Annotated in this window: 13 protein-coding genes; 10 read left to right on the top strand and 3 right to left on the bottom strand. The window is 35.5% G+C overall.

Annotation, left to right across the window (positions count from 1 at the left end):
* Positions 1-11: 11 nt before the first annotated feature.
* From PEDSA_RS03425 to PEDSA_RS03415, 3 genes are all read right to left on the bottom strand, one after another.
* Positions 12-968 carry a DUF5017 domain-containing protein gene (locus PEDSA_RS03425; RefSeq protein ID WP_041536957.1) on the bottom strand — a complete coding sequence of 319 codons (957 nt, stop codon included), beginning with the start codon at positions 966-968 and terminating at the stop codon, positions 12-14.
* 61 nt (positions 969-1,029) lie between these two features.
* Positions 1,030-2,874 (bottom strand): RagB/SusD family nutrient uptake outer membrane protein, encoded by a 1,845-nt coding sequence (locus PEDSA_RS03420; RefSeq protein ID WP_013631759.1) that lies wholly within the window; start codon positions 2,872-2,874, stop codon positions 1,030-1,032.
* Between the two features lie 10 nt (positions 2,875-2,884).
* On the bottom strand, positions 2,885-6,028 hold the full coding sequence (locus PEDSA_RS03415; RefSeq protein ID WP_013631758.1) for a SusC/RagA family TonB-linked outer membrane protein: 3,144 nt from the start codon (positions 6,026-6,028) through the stop codon (positions 2,885-2,887).
* 654 nt (positions 6,029-6,682) lie between these two features.
* Between PEDSA_RS03415 and PEDSA_RS03410 the strand changes: the two genes are divergently transcribed.
* The 10 genes from PEDSA_RS03410 (at position 6,683) to PEDSA_RS03365 (ending at position 20,766) form a co-directional block, all read left to right on the top strand.
* Complete coding sequence (locus tag PEDSA_RS03410; protein ID WP_013631757.1) at positions 6,683-7,327, top strand: DUF6266 family protein; 645 nt, start codon at positions 6,683-6,685, stop codon at positions 7,325-7,327.
* Between the two features lie 497 nt (positions 7,328-7,824).
* Positions 7,825-10,530: a carboxypeptidase-like regulatory domain-containing protein gene (locus PEDSA_RS03405; RefSeq protein ID WP_013631756.1), complete on the top strand. Its 2,706-nt coding sequence runs from the start codon at positions 7,825-7,827 to the stop codon at positions 10,528-10,530.
* Between the two features lie 327 nt (positions 10,531-10,857).
* Positions 10,858-11,310, top strand: a complete 453-nt coding sequence (locus tag PEDSA_RS03400; RefSeq protein ID WP_013631755.1) for an HYC_CC_PP family protein — start codon at positions 10,858-10,860, stop codon at positions 11,308-11,310.
* Between the two features lie 112 nt (positions 11,311-11,422).
* The gene (locus PEDSA_RS03395) at positions 11,423-12,715 is read left to right on the top strand and encodes an efflux RND transporter permease subunit (RefSeq protein ID WP_013631754.1); all 1,293 of its coding nucleotides are present in this window, start codon (positions 11,423-11,425) and stop codon (positions 12,713-12,715) included.
* A 137-nt stretch (positions 12,716-12,852) separates the two neighbouring features.
* Positions 12,853-14,796 carry an efflux RND transporter permease subunit gene (locus PEDSA_RS03390; RefSeq protein ID WP_013631753.1) on the top strand — a complete coding sequence of 648 codons (1,944 nt, stop codon included), beginning with the start codon at positions 12,853-12,855 and terminating at the stop codon, positions 14,794-14,796.
* A gap of 13 nt (positions 14,797-14,809) precedes the next feature.
* Positions 14,810-16,069: a TolC family protein gene (locus PEDSA_RS03385; RefSeq protein ID WP_041537246.1), complete on the top strand. Its 1,260-nt coding sequence runs from the start codon at positions 14,810-14,812 to the stop codon at positions 16,067-16,069.
* Positions 16,047-17,297, top strand: coding sequence for an HlyD family efflux transporter periplasmic adaptor subunit (locus tag PEDSA_RS03380; RefSeq protein ID WP_013631751.1), 1,251 nt, complete (start codon positions 16,047-16,049; stop codon positions 17,295-17,297). Before PEDSA_RS03385 ends, PEDSA_RS03380 begins: the two co-directional genes overlap by 23 nt.
* Positions 17,298-17,307: 10 nt before the next feature.
* Positions 17,308-18,495, top strand: a complete 1,188-nt coding sequence (locus PEDSA_RS03375; RefSeq protein WP_013631750.1) for an efflux RND transporter periplasmic adaptor subunit — start codon at positions 17,308-17,310, stop codon at positions 18,493-18,495.
* Positions 18,496-18,544: 49 nt separating this feature from the next.
* Complete coding sequence (locus PEDSA_RS03370; protein ID WP_013631749.1) at positions 18,545-19,114, top strand: DUF3347 domain-containing protein; 570 nt, start codon at positions 18,545-18,547, stop codon at positions 19,112-19,114.
* Between the two features lie 170 nt (positions 19,115-19,284).
* A complete protein-coding gene (locus PEDSA_RS03365) occupies positions 19,285-20,766 on the top strand; it encodes a tetratricopeptide repeat protein (RefSeq protein WP_013631748.1) in 1,482 nt (493 codons plus the stop codon).
* Positions 20,767-20,811 lie beyond the last annotated feature (45 nt).

Genomic DNA, 20,811 nt, shown 5'->3' with positions numbered 1-20,811 from the left:
TTTTAATTAGCTTATTCGGTAATGGTTAAGATGACCTCTTTTGTAAGACTTTTCATTCCCTTAGCAGAAGCATTTTTTGCTTCAAAAACGACTTTGTAAGTACCAGGATTCTGGTATACATAATTATAAAAAGTTAGCTTTGGATCAGTATATGACTTTATAGGTTTTGACCAGTCCTTTATCTCAAAGCCATCTTCAACAGTGTATTGCTTAGTAACCCAATACTCATCTTGCTCAGATGCTACGCTATATTTGGTATATCCCGCTGCCGTATTAGCTGTATTCACGGTAGCTGTAGTATTAGGCCACATAATAATATACTGAGTAGGTGCTGTATTATAGCTTCTGTTTTCAGAGCGAGTTGGAATTTTATTTTCATTGCAAGCACAATATTGCAAAAAGTCATTTTTTAGTGACAAAGCTGTCTCAGAAGAATTAACTCCGTTTGAGTAATATAACTTTAGATTACTAAACCAAATTGTGGCTCCAGCAGTATTAGGTGCTCGCTTTCTATACCTTATAGCTATATTAAATTTATCTCCAGGTTTTACTAAGTCCATTAAATTTGGTTTATTACTAATGCCTGATTCTCCATTTCTGGCTGTAACCAAGGGATATCTATTCGTAACGTCTATTTTTTTATCCGATCCGAGATTACTAATAACATTATAGTCACTTCTATCTCCATCAAAATCTTTTAGTAAAAAAACTTCTACTTGCTGTTCAGTTGTAGGATATTGGTATTGTAATGTAAAATAAAAACTAAAGAAATTATTTTTTACGTACCTGGAATTATTTAAATAATCATAGTCGTTTCCTACTTCTCCGGAAAAAAAGTTTATATATCTGGGTTCCCCCTGCAATTTAAATAATATATTCTCACCTACTTTATAAGTGGTTTTTTCTACTTGAACATCAAAGTCAAGTTTTTCTACATCCAAAACGTTATCACAAGATGTGATCAACATTATTAAGGACATTAAATAAAACAAAAATTTCCTTTTCATGAGTTTAGAATTTATTTGATTATCACCAACCTGGATTTTGAACCATGTTCCTATTCACTAACATTTCTGTAGCTGGAATAGGCCATAATAAGTTCTTTTCTAATCGAGCATTATAGAACCGATTTGTAATAACATTAGCCAGTGTTGACGGTGGTATAGAAATGGCTTGATTGTAAACTTCATTCATCACAGTGAAAAATATACCCCAACGAATCAGATCGAACTTTCTCATTTGCTCAAAGCCTAACTCCCTGCTCCTTTCATCCTGAAGTTCTTTTAAAAAGTCGCTTTTATCTAAATTATTAGGCAAATTAGCAACTGTAGGATCAATAGGTTCTACAGTTGCGGTAACTTTAGCCCCCGATCCTTTGCCATCAAAACTAATTACTTCTACTTCTGGTGCTGTAGAACTGTAAAAGGCTCCGTAGTTACTATAAGTTAAGGTAGTACCCAATCCACCACTAGTCATATTGATATGAACTAAGGCTCTCGCTCCTTCATGTCCTTCAGTATTCTTTATCACTATCCAAGGTACAGGAGAATTAGTATAACCACTACCTGCAGCAGATCTGGTAAACGTTTTTAATCTAAAGCCCGTACCATATGCCCTTCTGCGTACCTGATTAATACAATCATAAGCCAATTCTGTTGGTTTATCATGAATGGCATTTTCTGCTTCCGCAATCATTAAAAGTATATCGGAATAGCGCAGTAGTGGAAAATTTTGAGGAGTTGCTCCATTTGTTTTAGGTGTTAGCTTTTCGAACTCTCTCCTCCATTTACCAACAGCCCTGTTGTATATATTAGCATCTGAAATAGTAGTTAAAACGGTCTTGAATCCATTGGGGCCGGTGTTACCATAAGTAAAATTAGCTATGGTCCAATCTCTCCTTATATCAAAATCATTAAACTTTCTATAATAATAAGGAGTTGCTTTTACTCCTGCAAAACCATTACCTGTATTAGTATTTGAATTTTGAGGTTGCCCAACATAACCAACGTATCCTGTTTCAGTATAAATATCAGTTTTATTTCCCCAATATTCTACTTCCCAAATGCTCTCTTTAATATCATATTCATCACGAGCATATTTCACAAAAACATCGGTAAAATCAGGATTGAGTGAATGTATACCACTATTCTTTACCTTTAAAGCCCAGTCTAGTGCTACCTTATATTTACTTTCGTCTTTTAGTGGGTAACCAGCCATAGTTAAACACACTCGAGCCAACAAACCTCTAGCTGCAGATTTACTAACTCTACCTCCATGCCCAATTTCAGTAATCTCTGGAACCAATTTTTCCGCAGCTTCCATATCCTCTAAAATCTGGGCATACACTTCTGCAACAGTATTTCTGGGTTTCTCCATATTATCTGTAGCATCACCCGTTGAGGTTGTTCTCAATGGTACACCTCCATAAGATTGAACTAATATAAAATAATAGTACCCTCTTAAAAATAAAGCTTCTCCTCTAAGTCTATTTCTGAAGCTTTCAGAAATATTCGGATTGGTATCCAAATTCTCTAAAAACACGTTAGCTCTTTCTATACCTTCATATAAAGTTCGCCAAACAAATAGAACTCCAGAATCACTAGTTGGAAAGTCGAAATGCTGAGCGCCTGCATAGCCATCTCTGGCGAAGTAACCTTCATCTGCTTCAAGACCTAAAGAATACAACCACGAAGTACCATGTAAAGCCCCTAACCGATCATAAACTGCTGCCATCGCAGATTCCAATCCTTTTTCGGTAGCATATAATTTATTTGTATCATATAAAAAATCATGAGGATTCTTTTCTAAGAATTTTTCACATGATGTTGTACTCAACAACATCACCAATAAAACAATATATTTAATTCCTTTCATATCTTATTTATTAAAATGTTGCCTTTAATGAGAATACCATTGTCCTTGCTAATGGATAACCAGAATAATCGAATCCAGGCATTAGTGTCACATTCCTTGTTGAAACCTCTGGATCCATACCTGAATATCTAGTCCAAGTATATAAGTTCTGACCTGCCACCCCTAAATCCAGTTTACTCATACTCAAATACTTAATATACTTAAACGGGATACTATATTCTAAAGAGACAGTTTTCAATCTTATGTAAGAACCATCTTCAAGTACCCGGGTAGAATGATAACCATAAGGCCCCTGCCCACGAGCCCTATAATTGTTTGATGTAGGATTTTCAGGAGACCATCTATCTATATAAGAAGCATACTGATTAAGTAATATCCGTTCATTTCCATTTCCATCAAAAGTTAGACGATTGGCATTATAAACATCGTTACCGTAAGACCATTGGAAGAACACATTGAATGAAAAGTTTTTGTAATTAAGATTGTTATTTAACCCTCCTGTATGTATCGGCAAACCTCTACCTATAATGGTTAAATCTCCGGCATCAATAGTTCCATCACCGTTCAAATCTTTATACTTAATATCTCCAGGCTGAATTTGTTCTCTTGGATCTCCGTTTCCGGCTATATTTGGCTTTAATATTGTGCCGTTAAAATCCTCCTGTTTATAGGTTCCTTCCCATATAAAACCATAAAATAGTCCAACTGGCTTTCCTATTTCTGAGATATATAGAGGATTGGTAGAATACTGAGAAATAAATGAAGGTGTATTAAAGAGTCTCTCTTGAGCCTCATTTAATGCTAGCACTTTATTTCTATTAAAACTGATGTTGAAATCAGTAGTCCAGGAGAATTTCCTGGTTTTTAGGTTAATACTGCTTACAGTAAACTCAATACCTTCATTACGTACACTGCCTACATTTTTATAAGCAACACTATAGCCGGAACTTGGGGCTATATTCGCATTTAACAATAGATCTCTAGTGTTTTTTCTGTAAAGATCTATTACAAAATCTAATTTACCTTTGAAAAAGCTAAGATCCCAACCCAAATCCATAGATTCTGTTGTTTCCCATTTCAAATTTCTATTTGGCAAACTGGTAATATATCCGCCGACAGTAGGGCTAGAATTTCCCCAGGAATAGGCACTGGAAATAGGCATATCTAAACTTAAGAATCGTGTATAGTCAGATACCCTGTTATTGCCGTTCAAACCGTAACTAATTCTTAGCTTAGAAGAGCTTACAAAAGGCATATTATCTTTAAACCATTTTTCAGTGTGCATATTCCAAGCAGCTGCCACAGCTGGGAAGTATCCCCATCTGTTACTATTTGAGAACTTAGATGATGCGTCAGATCTCATTGTTGCGGTAAAAATGTATTTAGACTTATAGTTATAATCTAATCTTCCGAATAAGGAGAATAAGGAATATTCCGAAAATGTAGACATTGTAGCTAAAGGATTACCTTGGTCCATACCTGCCATACCTAATTCTTCATTTGGTATTTGTTGGGTAGAATAAGAATAGGCCTTGTATTGAGAAGATTGAAACTCCACTCCTCCCATGGCCGTGAATTTATGTGCCTTATTATAGGTTTTGTTATAAGTTAAGGTACTGTTATTAGATAAAGTTAATCTTTCACCAAACATTGTATAGGCGTTTACACCTTTTGAATTGAAATAACTCTTACTAGTGCCCTGAGGTGTTTTCGAACTGTAAAAATTCTCTGTACCTGAGGTGGCATTGTACATAGTCCCCACGCTCTTAAAAGTTAAAGCTGGGGTAAACTTATATTGTAGATAAGCATTTGTACTGATATCTGTATTTCTTCTCTTATCACTTGCATTTAAGGCTACACTTACTGGATTGAAACGCGCATCGTATTGGTTGATAACTTCGTCATCATCTTCTTCCTCTAGTAAATTGACTCCAGATCCAGTAACCGGACGATAGGCCCACGCTCTGGTTAATAAATTAGAAGTAATAGTATTTCCGACATCCCCTTCTCTTACTACAGTTCCATTAGCTATTCTTCGAGAGATATTTACATTAATCCCTACATTTAGTTTCTTATTCACCGTTTGGTCTAAAGTGATGCGTCCCTGGTATCTATCGTAATCAGAATTTAGAATTATACCATTTTGACTATAAATAGAGCCAGAAATAGAATATTTGGTCTGCGTATTTCCTCCACGTACTCCAATATTATGTATACGGTTTAAAGAGGTACGAAATATCTCGTCCTGCCAGTCGATACCCTCTATATTTTTATAATCTTCTAAGGTTTTCCCATATCCTGCAAGATAATATTGATCCGCCTTAACCGGATCCATTTCAATTTGATATTTGACGAACTCATAGGGACTCATCATATCTATAGTTTTCTGAACAGTTTGCAATCCTATAGTATTGTTAAAAGTTACTACCGGAGCGCCAACTTTACCCTTCTTTGTCTCAATCACTATTACACCATTGGCTCCTCTGGCGCCATAGATACTGGTAGAAGATGCGTCTTTTAATATATTCATTGATTCTATATCATCCGGGTTAATGCTTAAATTACTGGCATCCTCTACTGGAAATCCATCAATTACATATAAAGGAGCATTACTTTGAGTCAAGGAATTACCTCCTCTAATCACAATATTCATCGCGTCTCCAGGCTGCCCGTCTGTAGAAGAGACTACTACCCCTGCAACACGCCCCTGTAAAGCTTGCTCGAAAGACCCAACTGGTGCCTTTTCCAGATCTGGCAATTTGACCTGGGAAACCGCCCCTGTCAAATCTGGTTTCGCTACTGCTCCGTATCCTATTACAACTACTTCACTTAGCGACCTTTCGTCCAGCTTCATGGCAATGTTATAATTAGAACTAGCTCCTATTCGTACGGTATGTGTTTTATAACCCATATACGAAACCTCCAATACTTCTCCTGTTTTTGCCGATATCTGAAAGCCGCCACTCACTGAGGTTACCACGTTCCTATTGGTCCCTTGAACTTTTACTATTGCGCCTACTAAAGGCTCTTTATTACTTTCGTCTATTACAGACCCAGACAGTTTTCTCAATTCTTGCGCCTTAATAAAAAAAGGCAGAAAGATCAAAATTGCCAGTCCAATACCTACTTTTTTTTGTAAATACTTTGATAACATAATCAATACTTAAATAAAAACCTAAAAACTGCAACGTTTACGTAAACGTTATTTGAATAAATAAAACTTTTAACCTTTGTGCCAGATCTAGTTAACGGGCTCTTTTATTATAGAACATTGTTTTTTCATGATAATAAGTTTATATTTTGGTGTGCATTTATTACCTATAATATCTACTTTACGGTAACGTTACCTAAAAGTAGATATTTTTTTTACCAATCCAAATTTTTTATGATTTTTTTTGATTAATCCTTACGCTTCTAGTGCATGCTTACTACACCCCATCATGGTATGCAAAGCCAATTCTATATTGTACGCTAATTAAGATTTAAGAACCGCTGATTAATTGTAAAAAGCACAAATATTAATAGCTTGATTTACCTGAATAATGGTTGATCTGCCTGAACAAATAATTTAAAACAATATTTAGTTGTTTTATCGAAATGTAATTCTGCCGGTTTGCTTTCCTTTTGCAATTCTTCAAATCCTCTTATACATATTTTAAATTTGTTTTATATTAACAGGGATATTACAGGGACATTACTCGGATATAACAGGAAAATTATACGGACTTTATTCCTATTAAGTCTTTTTTATTTTCCTGTAATTTTACTTTAAATAATGTATTATTAGTATATTTATAGAAAAGAATATATGGCTAAATTTACTTCTGGAATAAATGGCCCTTTTACGGGTAAAGTAGGAACAGTTGTAGGTTGTACTTGGAAGGGTATTCCTTATATGCGGGCACTGCCCAAAAAAAGAACAGGAAAAGTGTCTGATGCAGAAATGGCTAATAGGAAACGTTTTGCGCAGGCGCAGGCATGGCTAAAACCATTGACTCCTTTTTTAAGGACAGGTTTTAAAAATTATAGCCCAACTTCGGAAGGCTTTGTTGCTGCAAAATCATACCTGTTAAAAAATGCTATAGAAGCTATCGATTCTGATTTTCGGATAATTCCTAAAAAAATGAAACTTAGTGTTGGAGAACTTCCCCTTCCTGCTGAGACAGCAGCAATTTTTAATATTGCTAACGGCAGCATTGATTTTACCTGGAGAACCGAAAAGATGCTGGATACATCTATGCAGGATCAGGCTATGCTAATGGCCTACTGTGTGGAGTTGGGGAGGGCGATATTTATTACCACAGGCGCTTTTAGAAAATCGGGGCATGACGAGTTGATAATACCAAATAGTTTTAGGGGAAAACAGGTAGAAGTTTACATCGCTTTTGTAGCTGCAGACCGAAGCAGACAATCAGATAGTATTTATCTGGGGAGTATATTGTGCGAAGGATAATTTGTATCAATGAAAATATTGCTTTTTATATCTGTTATTCTTAAAAAAGTCATAAAAACCAAACATACCTCACCTGCTTGATTCCTGATTAGGTTAATAATCTAACCATGTGTAAATACATTATAAATCTTCCATTATAGCTACCAATATTAATTATATCTCCATCTTTGATTCTATTATCATAATAATTTATATTCAGAAAGTTTGCTTGAATAAATTTAGGTTTCAGGATTTTCAATGCTTTATGATTTGTTGAAAAGTATAATACCTAAAATTTAAAACGAGAATATACTTTTCAACTTCATTTCCTTTTGTAAATTTTTGTTAAAATGCTACGCCAACTCTATATTTTAAATATATTTATCAGTTCAATAAACATTCGGGCTTTTATTAGTTAAAAAACTTAAATGTTCTAATAAATACACTAACAATGTTTATATACCGGCTCTGCATGCCAACATGCAGGAATTTGAACAGATATTTAATTTAATAAGCAGATGAAATATATTAAGTTCCTATTGTTTACTATACTTGTATCGTCCAACTATATATATGCACAAACGGACAGTATTTCATTAAATACTATCTTAGAAAAAAAAGGTAAGCTTTTTCATGATTATCCTTCAGAAAAGGTACATCTTCACTTCGATAAACCTTATTACGCTATTGGCGATACCATTTGGTTTAAAGCTTACGTCACCTTAGAGCAAAGGTCTCCCTCCCCTCTAAGCAAAATTCTATATGTAGATGTAATTTCTGCAAAAGATTCATTGGTAGAGAGTTTAAAAATTCCGGTTACAAATGCTGTTTCTTCCGGAAATATTGTGCTCTATAGCCCTAAATTCGCACAGGGTACCTATCAGTTAAGGGCCTACACCAAATGGATGCTGAATTTCGATCCGACCTATTTTTTCACTAAAAATATAATCATTGGAGACGGTATTAATAAAGAACTTAATACCCATATTACTTTTGATGGCAGCAGAAGTGAAAAAGGCGCTAAAGTAAACACGAAGATATTATATAAGGATGAAAAGGGAATTCCTTTAATGAATAAAAAGGTAAGCTGGGAGGTAATTGCAGATTATGAAAGAGTGGCAAAAGGAAAGGGAACTACTGATGGAAATGGTTATTTAGACATTTCCTTTACTGCCCCTTCGAAGGTAGATATTAATCGCGGGCAATTAAACACCTCGCTGGAAACAGGGAATATAAAACCTTTAACAGCAACCTTTCCGTTGAAAACCGCAATTTTAGAACATGATATTCAATTCTTTCCGGAAGGCGGAGATTTAATTGCCGGAATTCCGTCGAAAGTTGCCTTTAAAGCGATCAGATCGGATGGATTGGGTATTGATGCAAAGGTTTCTATTGTAGATAAAAATGGAAAAAGCATTGTTTCAGGCGACTCACAGCACCTGGGAATGGGACTAATTTCTTTTACTCCAGAACCTGGCAATGCATACAAAGCGAACGTTACATTTAAAGATGGTTCTTCAAAGAATTTCGATCTTCCTCCGGTAAAAAACACGGGCATGAATGTTTCTGTCTCACAAAATCAGGAAAACGTGGTCCTAAGAGTCAATGCCAATGACAACTACTTTAAAGCCAATTTGAATAAGGGATTTTATATTATAGCTCAAAATGCCGGAATTGTATACTACGCTGCTCAAAGTATCTTGCGGGGACAAAGTTTTAATGCAGAAATCCCTAAAAACAAATTTCCTTCTGGTATTTTACAAATTAGTTTGTTAGCTTCTAACGGCTCTCCTATTAGTGAAAGATTAACGTTTATTAAAAGGAATGACTTGTTAGATATAAAAATCAATTCTGATCTGTCGACCTATGGTGGGAGGCAGAAAGTAAAACTTAATATTCTTGCAAAAAATGGCGAGGCTGCAAAGGAAGGAAATTATTCGATATCTGTTATAGATGAAACCAAGGTTCCTTCTAACGAAGACACCGAAACAACTATCTTAAGCAATTTGTTATTGAGCTCGGATTTAGCCGGATATATAGAAAAACCAAACTATTATTTTAACAAAACAGATATTAAAAAAGAAAGCGATCTGGATCTATTGATGCTAACACAAGGTTATAGAAAGTTTTTGTACAAGGACGCTATAGAAGGCAAAGTTCCAAAAATAACATACCTTCCCGAACAAGGCATAGACATTACAGGAACCATACGCAGAGCAAACGGTATGACCTGGCCTGGGGCTAGACTTTTATTGCAGATCCCCGACCGACATTTCACGGCTCCGGCAACTACAGACAAAGAAGGTAAGTTTAAATTCCCTAATGTTGTTTTCAAAGACTCCTCGGATGTGATAATCAACGCGAGAAATAATGTAAATTCTGCAAAAGACATTAGAATTATGCTAGATGGAGAGCCCTACCCTGCTATTTATTCAAACATTAATAAACCCGATGAAATTCTAAATCTCGACAGCACTTTAAATACCTACTTAAAAAATGCAAAGCAACAATATAGTAACGCCTTTATGCTGAAAGAGGTTGTAGTAAAAGCGAGTGCAGAACGTAAGCCCAGCCATTTAGACCATTCTGCCTTATCTGGTTTAAATATGATGGCAGACAGAGTGACTCCAAGCGAACAGCTACAAGGTTGTGCAAATTTGTTGAATTGTCTATCTGGATCCGGAATTACCTACATAGATAACATGCTTTATTTAACCAGAACATACAATCAAGGAAGCAGAGTCCCTGTAGAAATTTATGTTAATGACATGCCTGTAGACGTAAATTATCTTGCAAGCATAGATGCCAATGGTGTTGAATCTATTGAAGTTTTTAACAACGATGGTTTAAGCGGCATTAATAGAAGGACAAATACACAGGGTGTTTTGGTAATAAACTTAAAAGAAATCAAAAAAACTCCTATTTCTAAAGATCAATTAAAGGAATTATTCCCCCCTGCTAATATATTAACTTATAAACCTAAAGGTTATTCTGTGGAAAGACAATTCTATGCTCCAAAATATACTGGCCCCAGAGCTGCAACCCAACCAGAAGATTTAAGAACTACAATTTTCTGGAATCCAATAATCAATACGGACAAAGATGGAAAAACTGCTCTGGAATACTTTAACGGTGATGGAAAAGGTACCTATAAAGTTGTTGTTGAAGGAATAGATATGGATGGAAATATAGGTCGCGGAGTTTACAGATATCAGGTAAAATAGCATAGAATAACGTTTCCGAAAGTTAGAGAAGACATCAAACTTCCGGAACTTAATCAGTATTTATTGATATTGTAAAAGCCTGTTTAAAAATGTATAATTGGAAGTACAGATGGTATAGAGACTGCTTCGTACCTCGCAGTGATGCCCCTATTTTCGTTTATTACGAGAAGGTATAGCCTGTCCCGAACTTGGTTCGGGAACGAAGCAATCTCTAGCTGTAATAAATATTTCAATGAAATTTAAACAGGCTCTTAGATAAAAGTAAATTAACTGTTACATTCATTCTGTACTTTTAAATTTCATTAATTTATTATAAGTTTGTTACCGATGAAATTAAGCCACAAAATATTGTCACTATTCATGATTGCGATGATCTTTATCGCATCTACTGGCATGACGCTTAATCTTCATTTTTGTGCAAACGAATTAAAGACAGTTAGTTTACAACAGACAGAATCGTGTTGTCAAAAAAAATCTGGAGAAAAGAAAGAAAATCACAAAGAGTGTAATAAAAACGGCCAGAAACATTGTGACGGGAAATCAGGTAAATCTTGTTGTAAAGAATCTAAAGTAGCTACTAAAAATCCGGTAAAAGTAGATAATCCCAGCTCAAAAAAGGAAAGCTCTTTTGCCCAATCCTTAGTATTCTTAAAAAGCTACGTTTTAAGTTTCCTTAATTTTAACACTGAAGATTCTGAGGATGACGAGAAACCAGAAGTCTCTCTCTTTCCCATGCTCAAAGAAGGTTTATATATCCTTTTAGGCCAATTCCGTAATTAGCATTACACCTCTCCCCTTTTCTGGTCTAACAATTTCGGCTAGAGAATGTCAATTAGAGATTATATCTCTGTCTTATCAAATTATTTCTTGTTTAAACTTATATCATTAAAAGATGATTGAGAACCTAATAGGTTTTTCGCTGAGAAACCGGTATTTAGTTCTACTTACTGCATGCTTTTTATTTGCTGCCGGGATTTATGCAGTAAAGAAAAATAAGATAGATGCAATTCCTGATCTTTCAGAAAATCAGGTCATAGTATTTACAGAGTGGATGGGCAGAAGTCCTCAGATTATCGAAGATCAGGTCACTTATCCATTGGTTACTAACTTACAGGGAATTCCTAAAGTAAAATATGTTAGGGCGAATTCTATGTTTGGAATGAGCTTTATTTACGTCATTTTTGAAGATGATGTAGATACCTACTGGGCTCGTTCTCGTGTTTTGGAGAGATTAGCAAGTATTGGAAAAAGCCTTCCTGAAGGTGTATCTCCTACTCTTGGGCCTGATGGAACAGGCGTTGGTCATGTTCTTTGGTACACCCTAAATGCAAAAGGAATGGATTTAGGTGAGCAAAGGGCTATTCAGGATTGGTACGTCAAATTTGGGTTGCAAAATGTTCCCGGAGTCAGCGAAGTTGCTTCATTCGGTGGTTTTGTCAAATCTTACGAGCTTAGCGTAGACCCGAATAAACTTTCTTATTATAACATTACTATAGATGAAGTTATTAAAGCTGTAAGAAGCAATAATAATGAAGCCGGTGGTAGAAAATTTGAATTAAATGATGTAGGATATATTATAAAAACTAACGGATATGTCAAAAACATAGACGAACTGAACAATATTTCCGTAAAGACAAAAAACTCCATTCCAATAAAAGTAAGTGACATTGCGAAAGTTCAAATGTCTAGCGAAAACAGACTGGGTATTTTTGATTTAAATGGCGAGGGAGAAACTGTAGGCGGTATTATCGTGATGCGATATGGCGAAAATGCAGATGAGGTTATTAAAAATGTTAAACAAAAGATGGAAGAAGTTTCTAAGGGTTTACCTGAAGGAGTCTCTTTCAATATTGTCTACGACCGCAGCGGACTTATAGAAGAATCTATCGCTTCAATAAGGAATACCTTAATTGAAGAAATTATTGTGGTTTGTATAATCGTGTTTCTCTTTTTAATGCATTGGCGAAGTGCCATGAGCATCATTATTCAGATCCCTATTACTATTGCTGCCAGCTTTATTTTGCTCAACTATTTTGATATCAGCTCGAATATCATGTCGCTAACAGGAATAGCTTTAGCAATTGGCGTTATTGTGGACAACGGCATTATTATGACAGAAAATGCTTATAAGCATCTTTCTGAAAGGCAAAAGCAATTGAATGAAGGACTAAAGTCTAAGGACTAAAGTACATATGTACTATGTTCAATGACTATTTAGGAGCAGTAACATTAAAATGAAGAAAAAAGGTACATAGCAATACTACCTAGCTCCCCTCACCTTCGGAGAGGGGCTGGGGGTGAGGCTACTAATGAACTAAGAAAATGTGGCAACGTATTAAAAATATATTCTCTAAAAGAGAAAAGGATTATGTAGAACTGGATAATAAGGAACGATTATCTATTATAGAAAAGTCCTGCAAACAGGTTTCCAGGGGTGTCTTTTATTCAACCGTAATTATCATTACGTCCTTTCTTCCTATTTTCCTTTTGGAAGGTCAGGAAGGAAAGCTATTTCACCCACTGGCTTATACCAAAACGTTCATCATGACTATTGATGCGATTTTGGTTGTAACCCTGGCTCCTGTTTTAATTTCTTTCTTCATGAAAGGAAAGTTTAAACCAGAACAGTCCAACCCTATAAACAGGTTTCTGGAAAAAGTTTACGAACCTGTCATCAGAGCCTGCATGAAATACAGAAAAACAACAATTGGTATAAATATTCTTGCTCTGGTAGTCAGCATTCCAATGCTTTTTAGTTTAGGAAAAGAGTTTATACCACCTTTAGATGAACAATCTATTCTCTTCATGCCAGTAACTTTACCTGATGTTTCAAACTCAGAAATCAAAAGGATTTTACAAGTTCAGGATAAGATCATCAAATCGGTTCCAGAAGTAGAGCAGGTTTTGGGGAAAGCAGGGCGAGCTAATACCGCAACAGATAATTCGCCACTTAGCATGATAGAAACCATTATTATGCTAAAACCTAAGAGCGAATGGCGTGAAGGAATGACCAAGAAGAAGATCATTGAAGAGCTGGATAGCAAGCTGCAGATCCCGGGTGTTGTAAACGGGTGGACGCAACCTATTATCAACAGAATAAACATGTTGGCAACAGGAATTAGAACGGACGTAGGAATAAAGGTTTATGGCCAACGTCTGGATAGCATCCAATTGGTATCCGAAAGAGCCCAACAAGTATTAAAAAGCATTGACGGTGTGAAAGACCTGTACGTAGAACCTGTTACGGGAGGAAGTTATCTGGAAATTGATATCAAAAGAGACCAGCTTTCACGTTACGGTCTTAGCGTAGACGATGTAAATATGACTATTGAAACTGCTCTGGGTGGGGCCGTTATTTCCAATACTACTGAAGGCAGGCAACGTTTCGGCATTCAGGTGAGATTAGCTGAAGATTATAGAAACAGCATTGACAGATTAAAAAGAATTCCATTAAATACAAACGACGCTGGAATTATTCCACTTGAAAGCGTAGCTGATATCAATTTTGTAGATGGTCCTCCAATGATTACGTCGGACAATGCTATTCTCCGTGGAGCTGTGATGTTCAATGTTCGCGACAGAGACATTGGTACCACTGTTCAGGATGCAATAGATAAAATCAACGCAGAACTTAAGCTTCCAAACGGTTATTTTCTGGAATGGAGCGGACAATATGAACAACTAATCAGCGGACAAAGAACATTAATGATGATTGCTCCGATAGTTCTTGTTATTATATTTCTATCCTTATATTTCGCTTTTAAATCTATAAGAGAAGCATTCCTAAGTCTTATAACCATCCCCTTTGCCTTAATAGGTGGTGCTGTCCTTGTCTATTTTTACGGAATAAATTTATCTGTAGCCGTTGCTGTTGGTTTTATTGCATTATTTGGAATTGCGGTAGAAACCGGCGTTGTTATGGTAATTTATTTAAACGATGCTATGCAACAATTGGTAGCAAAAAAAGGAAATAGCGCAGAAACTATTAGTCCTGAGGAAATTAAAGAATATGTTATTCACGGTGCCGCTAAAAGATTAAGGCCAAAGATCATGACAGTCTGTGTTTCGCTATTCGGATTAACGCCTGTTCTGTGGTCTACCGGAGTGGGAAGTGATGTAATGTTACCCATTGTACTCCCTATGATTGGTGGTGTATTAACTTCCTCTACACATATTTTACTGGTAACACCATTAATCTTTTTAATGACTAAAGAATATGAATTGAAAAAATTCGGAAAAATGGAGGTGCTAGATGTTAAACATTAATAATAATACCGGCATGAAAAAGATTTCACATAATATTCTGTGTAGTATAATAATATTACTCGGCTTGTACTCCTTCCCTGTTTTTGCACAGGAGAAGTTAAGTCTTGAACAAATTATAGCGGAGATTTCGAAAGAAAACTTACAACTGAAATCTTACGATCAGAAAATCGGTAGCCAGAAAGCGAAAACAGAAAGTGCAAGATCATGGATGGCCCCTATGATTGGTGCAGGAACTTTTATGACTCCATATCCCGGACAGGAAATCATGTCTGATAACGATAAAGGCGCATGGATGCTTTCTGTAGAACAGTCTATTCCAATGATAGGTATGAATAAAGCTACAGAGAAGTATTTGGCTTCACTTTCTTCAATTACAGAAGCTCAAAAAGGTATGACCATGAACGAATTGAAGAATCTTGCCAAACAGAACTACTTTGATATCATCATTAACCGAAAAAAGCTGGCTTATCTGGAGAAGAATATCGAGATCATGAAAACCATGAAAAAATTGGGTGAGATCAGATATCAGTACAACAAAGGAAATTTAAGTCAGATTTACAAAGCGGAAGGCAGGATATTCGAGATGGAATCTATGTTGAACGAAATTGAGAGTAGTGTTGACATTGCTAAAATCAATTTAAATGTATTGATGAACAGGAATCCACAATTAAATTTCGAGATAGATGAATCTACGGAACTGCAATTCACCCCCGTTGCTAATCTTGACTCCACTTATCTTAACCATAATATTAGTGAAATTAAAATGATGGATAACGAAATCGGGAGCATGAAATTGGATGCCGAGATGATAAAAAAAGAGGCAAACCCCGAGATCAAATTAAAATTCGACCATATGTCTTCATTTTCGGCGATGATGCCTCGGCAATATTCGGCTATGGCGATGTTAAGTATTCCTATTGCGCCATGGTCTGCTAAAAAATATAAAGCGAATTTAAAAGCCAATAAGCTGGAGGTTACCGCAATGCAACAAGAAAAACAGGCTATGCTTGTCAATATGCTTGGAATGATAAAAAGTATGGAAAGAAATATTCTGGCGATGGAGAACCGGGCAAATACTTTCAAAAATAAAGTAGTTCCGGCTATGCAGAAAAATCTGGATGTTTTGTTACTGAATTATCAGGAAAATAAAGAAGAATTACCAATGGTTATTGATGCATGGGAAACACTCAATAAAGCCCAGCAGGATTATGTTAGTCAATTGGGGACTTTGTACAAAATGATTATCGAATATGAAAAAAGCATTGAAAAATAATAGTCTATTGGTCTTTATGTTTAGTTTTTTTATTTTGATAACAGCATGTAATCGCAATAAAAGCACTTCATCGGGAGAAAGCAAATATACTTGCCCAATGCATCCTGAAATAATAAAAGACGAACCGGGAACCTGTCCAATATGCTCCATGGATTTGGTTCCTGTCCATTCCGGTGCCAACGCAGAAGTTTCAGAAGAAGTTGAACCTTTATTAAATAACGTAAATGAGGTAATATTTTCTGATGTAAAGACAGTTTATCCGCGAAAGCTGGTGCTGTCTGATACGATAACTTTGAATGGAAAAATAACTTTTAATCCTAATAAAAAAAGTGCTATAGCTTCTTTCGTAAGTGGTCGGATTGAAAAAATGTATATAAAATATAACTTCCAGAAAATTAATTCGGGACAGTTGATTTTTGAAATCTACAGTCCTGATCTGGTTAATGCACAACAGGAAGTTCTTTATCTCGTAAAAAATCAGGATCAGGAATTATTAAACAGGGCAAAAAGCAAGCTTAAACTACTTGGCGCCAATGATGCTCAGATTAATTCGCTCATCAAAACCGGAAAAGTGATGTATCGTTTTCCTGTTTACAGTAAAAGGAGCGGTTATATTGCAGATTTTTCTTCATCTGTAGCTAAACCCGATGAGTCAGAACCCGGTGATGTAATGGGAATGGAAAATGGAAATACGAGTTCTGGCTCTTCTCCCGTTGCAAATAATAATCCATTGCAAATTCGAGAAGGCATGTATGTAAATGCCGGTGAAACTGTCTTTTCTGTTTATGACAACAGCGATTACTGGGCAGAATTTTATATCAATCCGGAATATCTTAAAGAGATAAAAGAAACAAAAAAAATCTGGATAGGTGGGAAAGCATACCGTATATCAAGTTATATTCCTTACTTCAAAGATGAGGCCGCCTTTGCTATTGTTAGAGTAGATATCAAAGAAAAAACACATCATATTGGCGAATTGATAACGGGAAAATCTATAACTGAGCCTAAAGACGGGATTTGGATCCCTAAAACATCCATTTACGCCAAAGGCAGCGAAACGATTGTATTTCTAAAAAAAGGAAAATCTTTACAACCGTATAAGGTTATTCTTAATGGATATTCGTCGGGCAACCTGGTTGGTGTTTCGCAAGGAATAACAGAAAATGATAGAATTGCAGAAAATGCAGCTTATTTAATCGATTCTGAAGGAACAATCAGAACAAACTAAAAATATCACAATGAAATTCAGGATATATTTTTCGATAATTATTGCAGGCTTATCACTACTTAACTTCTCTTGCTCAGAACAAAAGAAAGAACAGCCCGCAGCTAAGCAGGGTATAAAATATACTTGTCCTATGCATCCCGAGATTATCCGCGATGAGCCGGGTTCCTGTCCTATCTGTCACATGGATCTTGTTCCGGTTACAAAAACAGAAAGCCCTGTTTTGATGCTCAGCGATAGTCAGATTAAATTGGCAAATATAAAAACGATGACGGTTGGCTCCGGCACCTTTCAAAATCAGATGGAAATTAAAGGAAAAATCGTTACCGACGCCAATGGAATTGAAATTATTTCGGCTCGTTATAATGGCCATGTAGACCGGCTTTACGTTAAAGAAATTGGATCGCCTGTACAAAAAGGTCAAAAACTTTACAGTATTTATAGTGAGGAACTTTTGGCACTTCAGACCGATTACCTGCTAAACTTAAAACAACAAGACGAATTTCCGAACGAAAGTATTTACAAGAAATTAACTGAAGCAGCAAAACACAAACTGGCATTATACGGATGGAGTGAAACACAAATTGCTCAATTAAAAAGCAGAAAAAAAACAGATGCACTTCTAACTGTGTATGCACCAATTTCGGGGATCGTAAAGGAGATTAATTTGATAGAGGGATCCTATATAAATACGGGAATGGCTTTGTTCAGAATAGAGAATTCGAATAACTTATGGGTAGAAGCTGATGTCTATCCTCACGAACTAAAAAACATCAAAACAGGTCAAACCATTCAGGTAGTTATCCCCGGCTTTGAAGATCAGGCAATTGCAAGCAAAGTAGATTTCATTAACCCACAATATAACGATGCTCAGCAAATTGTAACAATAAGAGCCTCTATTAAAAACCCTGATTTAAACTTTCAGGAAGGCATGCTTGCAAAGGTCATTATCAATAAAGCAGCAGAAAATGAAGTTTTAAGCATTCCTGTAGATGCGATTGTCAGACATCAAAATCAAAAGCATGTTTGGGTTCAAACCGAAAAAAACACTTATGAACCAAGAAAAATTGAAACTGACAAAGAAAACGAGAACTTTGCAATCGTAAAGTCTGGTTTAAATTCTGGAGAACAGATAGTTTACAGCGGTGCCTATTTACTTTATAGCGAGTATAAATTAAAAAAAGGACATCTGGTTCTATAATATTACAACGTCATTAAATTTTAAAATATAAAACAACAAACAAATCATCATGAATTTAAAAAACCTTTTTAAAGTATCTTTTGTAGCAATTTCACTGAGTCTTGCTGCCTGCAACAATTCCAATAAAACAGCTAATTCTGGACAAAACCAGGAAAACCACGTTCATGACAACAGTCATGAAGGACATGAACACGCTGAATCTGGTGCAAATGTTCCTTCATTTTCCGATGAAAAAATAGGAAATGTATATCACCACTACATCCATTTAAAAAACTCACTGGTAAGCGCTAATGATAACGAAGCAGAAAATGCCGCTGCAGAACTTGAAAACGCATTATATGCTGTAAATAATGCGGAGATTGCCAATCAGGCCAAATTAATAAAGGAAGCTTCTGATCTGGAAACAAGAAGAAGTTATTTAGATAAATTAAGCAACCAGCTAGTAGATTATTTTACTGCTAACAAGCCAAGTTCGGGAGTAATTTATGTTCAAAATTGCCCTATGGCAAATAATGATGCAGGAGGTGTTTGGCTTTCCAATGAAAAACAGGTTAGTAACCCCTATTACGGAGACAATATGTTAAAATGCGGAACAAATGTTTCTGAAATTAAGATGTAGAGCATCAAAATATCATAAAGTAAGGGATATCCGAAGATAATAATAAGGATATCCCTTTTTGTTGTTTAGAACCTTTAGCTATTTTGTAATCATTTGGTATAATTCTTACTTTTATGGCACTAGAATTGGACGGTATCTTGCTTTTTGGAGTTTGCCATATATAATTAATAATGACTAGAAAATTTTTCTTATTAGCCCTAACTTTATTATTCTTCAGTTTCCATTCGAGAGCCAATTTTGATTTTAATAATAATTGCAAACAAGCCTATCAGGCAATTTTCGACCTGCGCCTTCAAGACGCCAAATCATTAATTCAGCAAGAGAAAACTCAAAACCCTAATAACGGTATAACTATTCTTCTGGAAAATTATGTCGATTATTTTAGTTTATTGGCGTCGGAGAATAAAAACGATTATGAACGTTTAAAAGCACTGAAATCCAATAGAATCAGTACGCTGGAGAAACAAGATAAGTCTTCTCCTTATTATTTGTTCTCTCAAGCAGAGATTTATTTGCAATGGGGTCTTCTCCAAAGCCGATTTCAAGATTACTTTTCTTCAGCAATGGATATCAGAAAAGCAGACAAATTGTTGAGTAACAATGCAGATAAGTTCCCGGCGTTTCTCCCTAATAAAAAAAGTTCAGGATTAATAGACGTGATATTTGGTTCCATTCCTGCTAATTTAAGAGGTATAACCTCAACTTTTGGTTTTAAAGGGAATATAAATAATGGTATAAAAACCCTGGAAAACTTAGCCACCACGTTGCCTAAAACAGCTTACAGTTTTTATAAGGATGAAGTTGCTTTTTTCTTGTGTTATATCGAGGTTGAATTGGTTCATAACAAATCTAACTATAACAAAATCATGACCTATGCTGAATCTTTGGGGGATTCCAGCTTATTGAGGAGTTATTTACAAGGCTATATTTCGTTAAAAAATGCACAGAATGATAAAGCCATTATGTATTTGCAAAATAGACCTAAGGGAAATAACTATATTCCCTTCCCTGCTCTAGACTATCTTTTAGGGAATGTCAAACTAAACAGAATGGATTCTAATGCCAATGTATATTTAGCAAACTTCTTAAACCATACCAAAGGCGTCAATTATATAAAAGATGCCTACCTAAAACTAGCCTACTTTTATTATTTAAGAGGTGATAATAATCGATACCAATCATTTATAAAAAATGTAAGCAGCAAAGGAAATTTATATGATGAGAAAGACAAGCAGGCTTTAAGAGAAGCAAATGATGCTCCACCCGATCTTATATTATTAAAAGCCCGATTATTCTTTGACGGTGGATATTATAATAAAGCACTCGCTTTACTAGCCAATAAAGACAAAGATGATTTTAAATTACTAAGAGATAAAATAGAATTCTATTACAGATTAGGAAGGCTGTATGATGAAACAAATAGAGACAGCGACGCCATTACCAATTATCAGCAGGCAATCAATGTTGGACATCAAACCTCATATTATTATGCGGCAAACGCAGCACTGAGTATTGGCAACATTTACGAGAAAAGAAATGACAGAGCCAAAGCCGCTTCTTTTTATAAACAGGCTATTGCTATGAAAAACCACGAATACGAAACCAGTATTGAAAATAAAGCGAAAGATGGTTTGAAGCGGATAGGATACTAAAAGAGTAAATAAAACAGTTTCAATAGCAAACAGCAGATTAGGTAT

It is taken from the genome of Pseudopedobacter saltans DSM 12145 (assembly GCF_000190735.1).
In the GTDB taxonomy this organism is placed as follows: Bacteria; Bacteroidota; Bacteroidia; order Sphingobacteriales; family Sphingobacteriaceae; genus Pseudopedobacter; species Pseudopedobacter saltans.
Note: the sequence above shows the minus strand (reverse complement) of the source record. Positions and strands in the feature narration are given on the sequence as shown.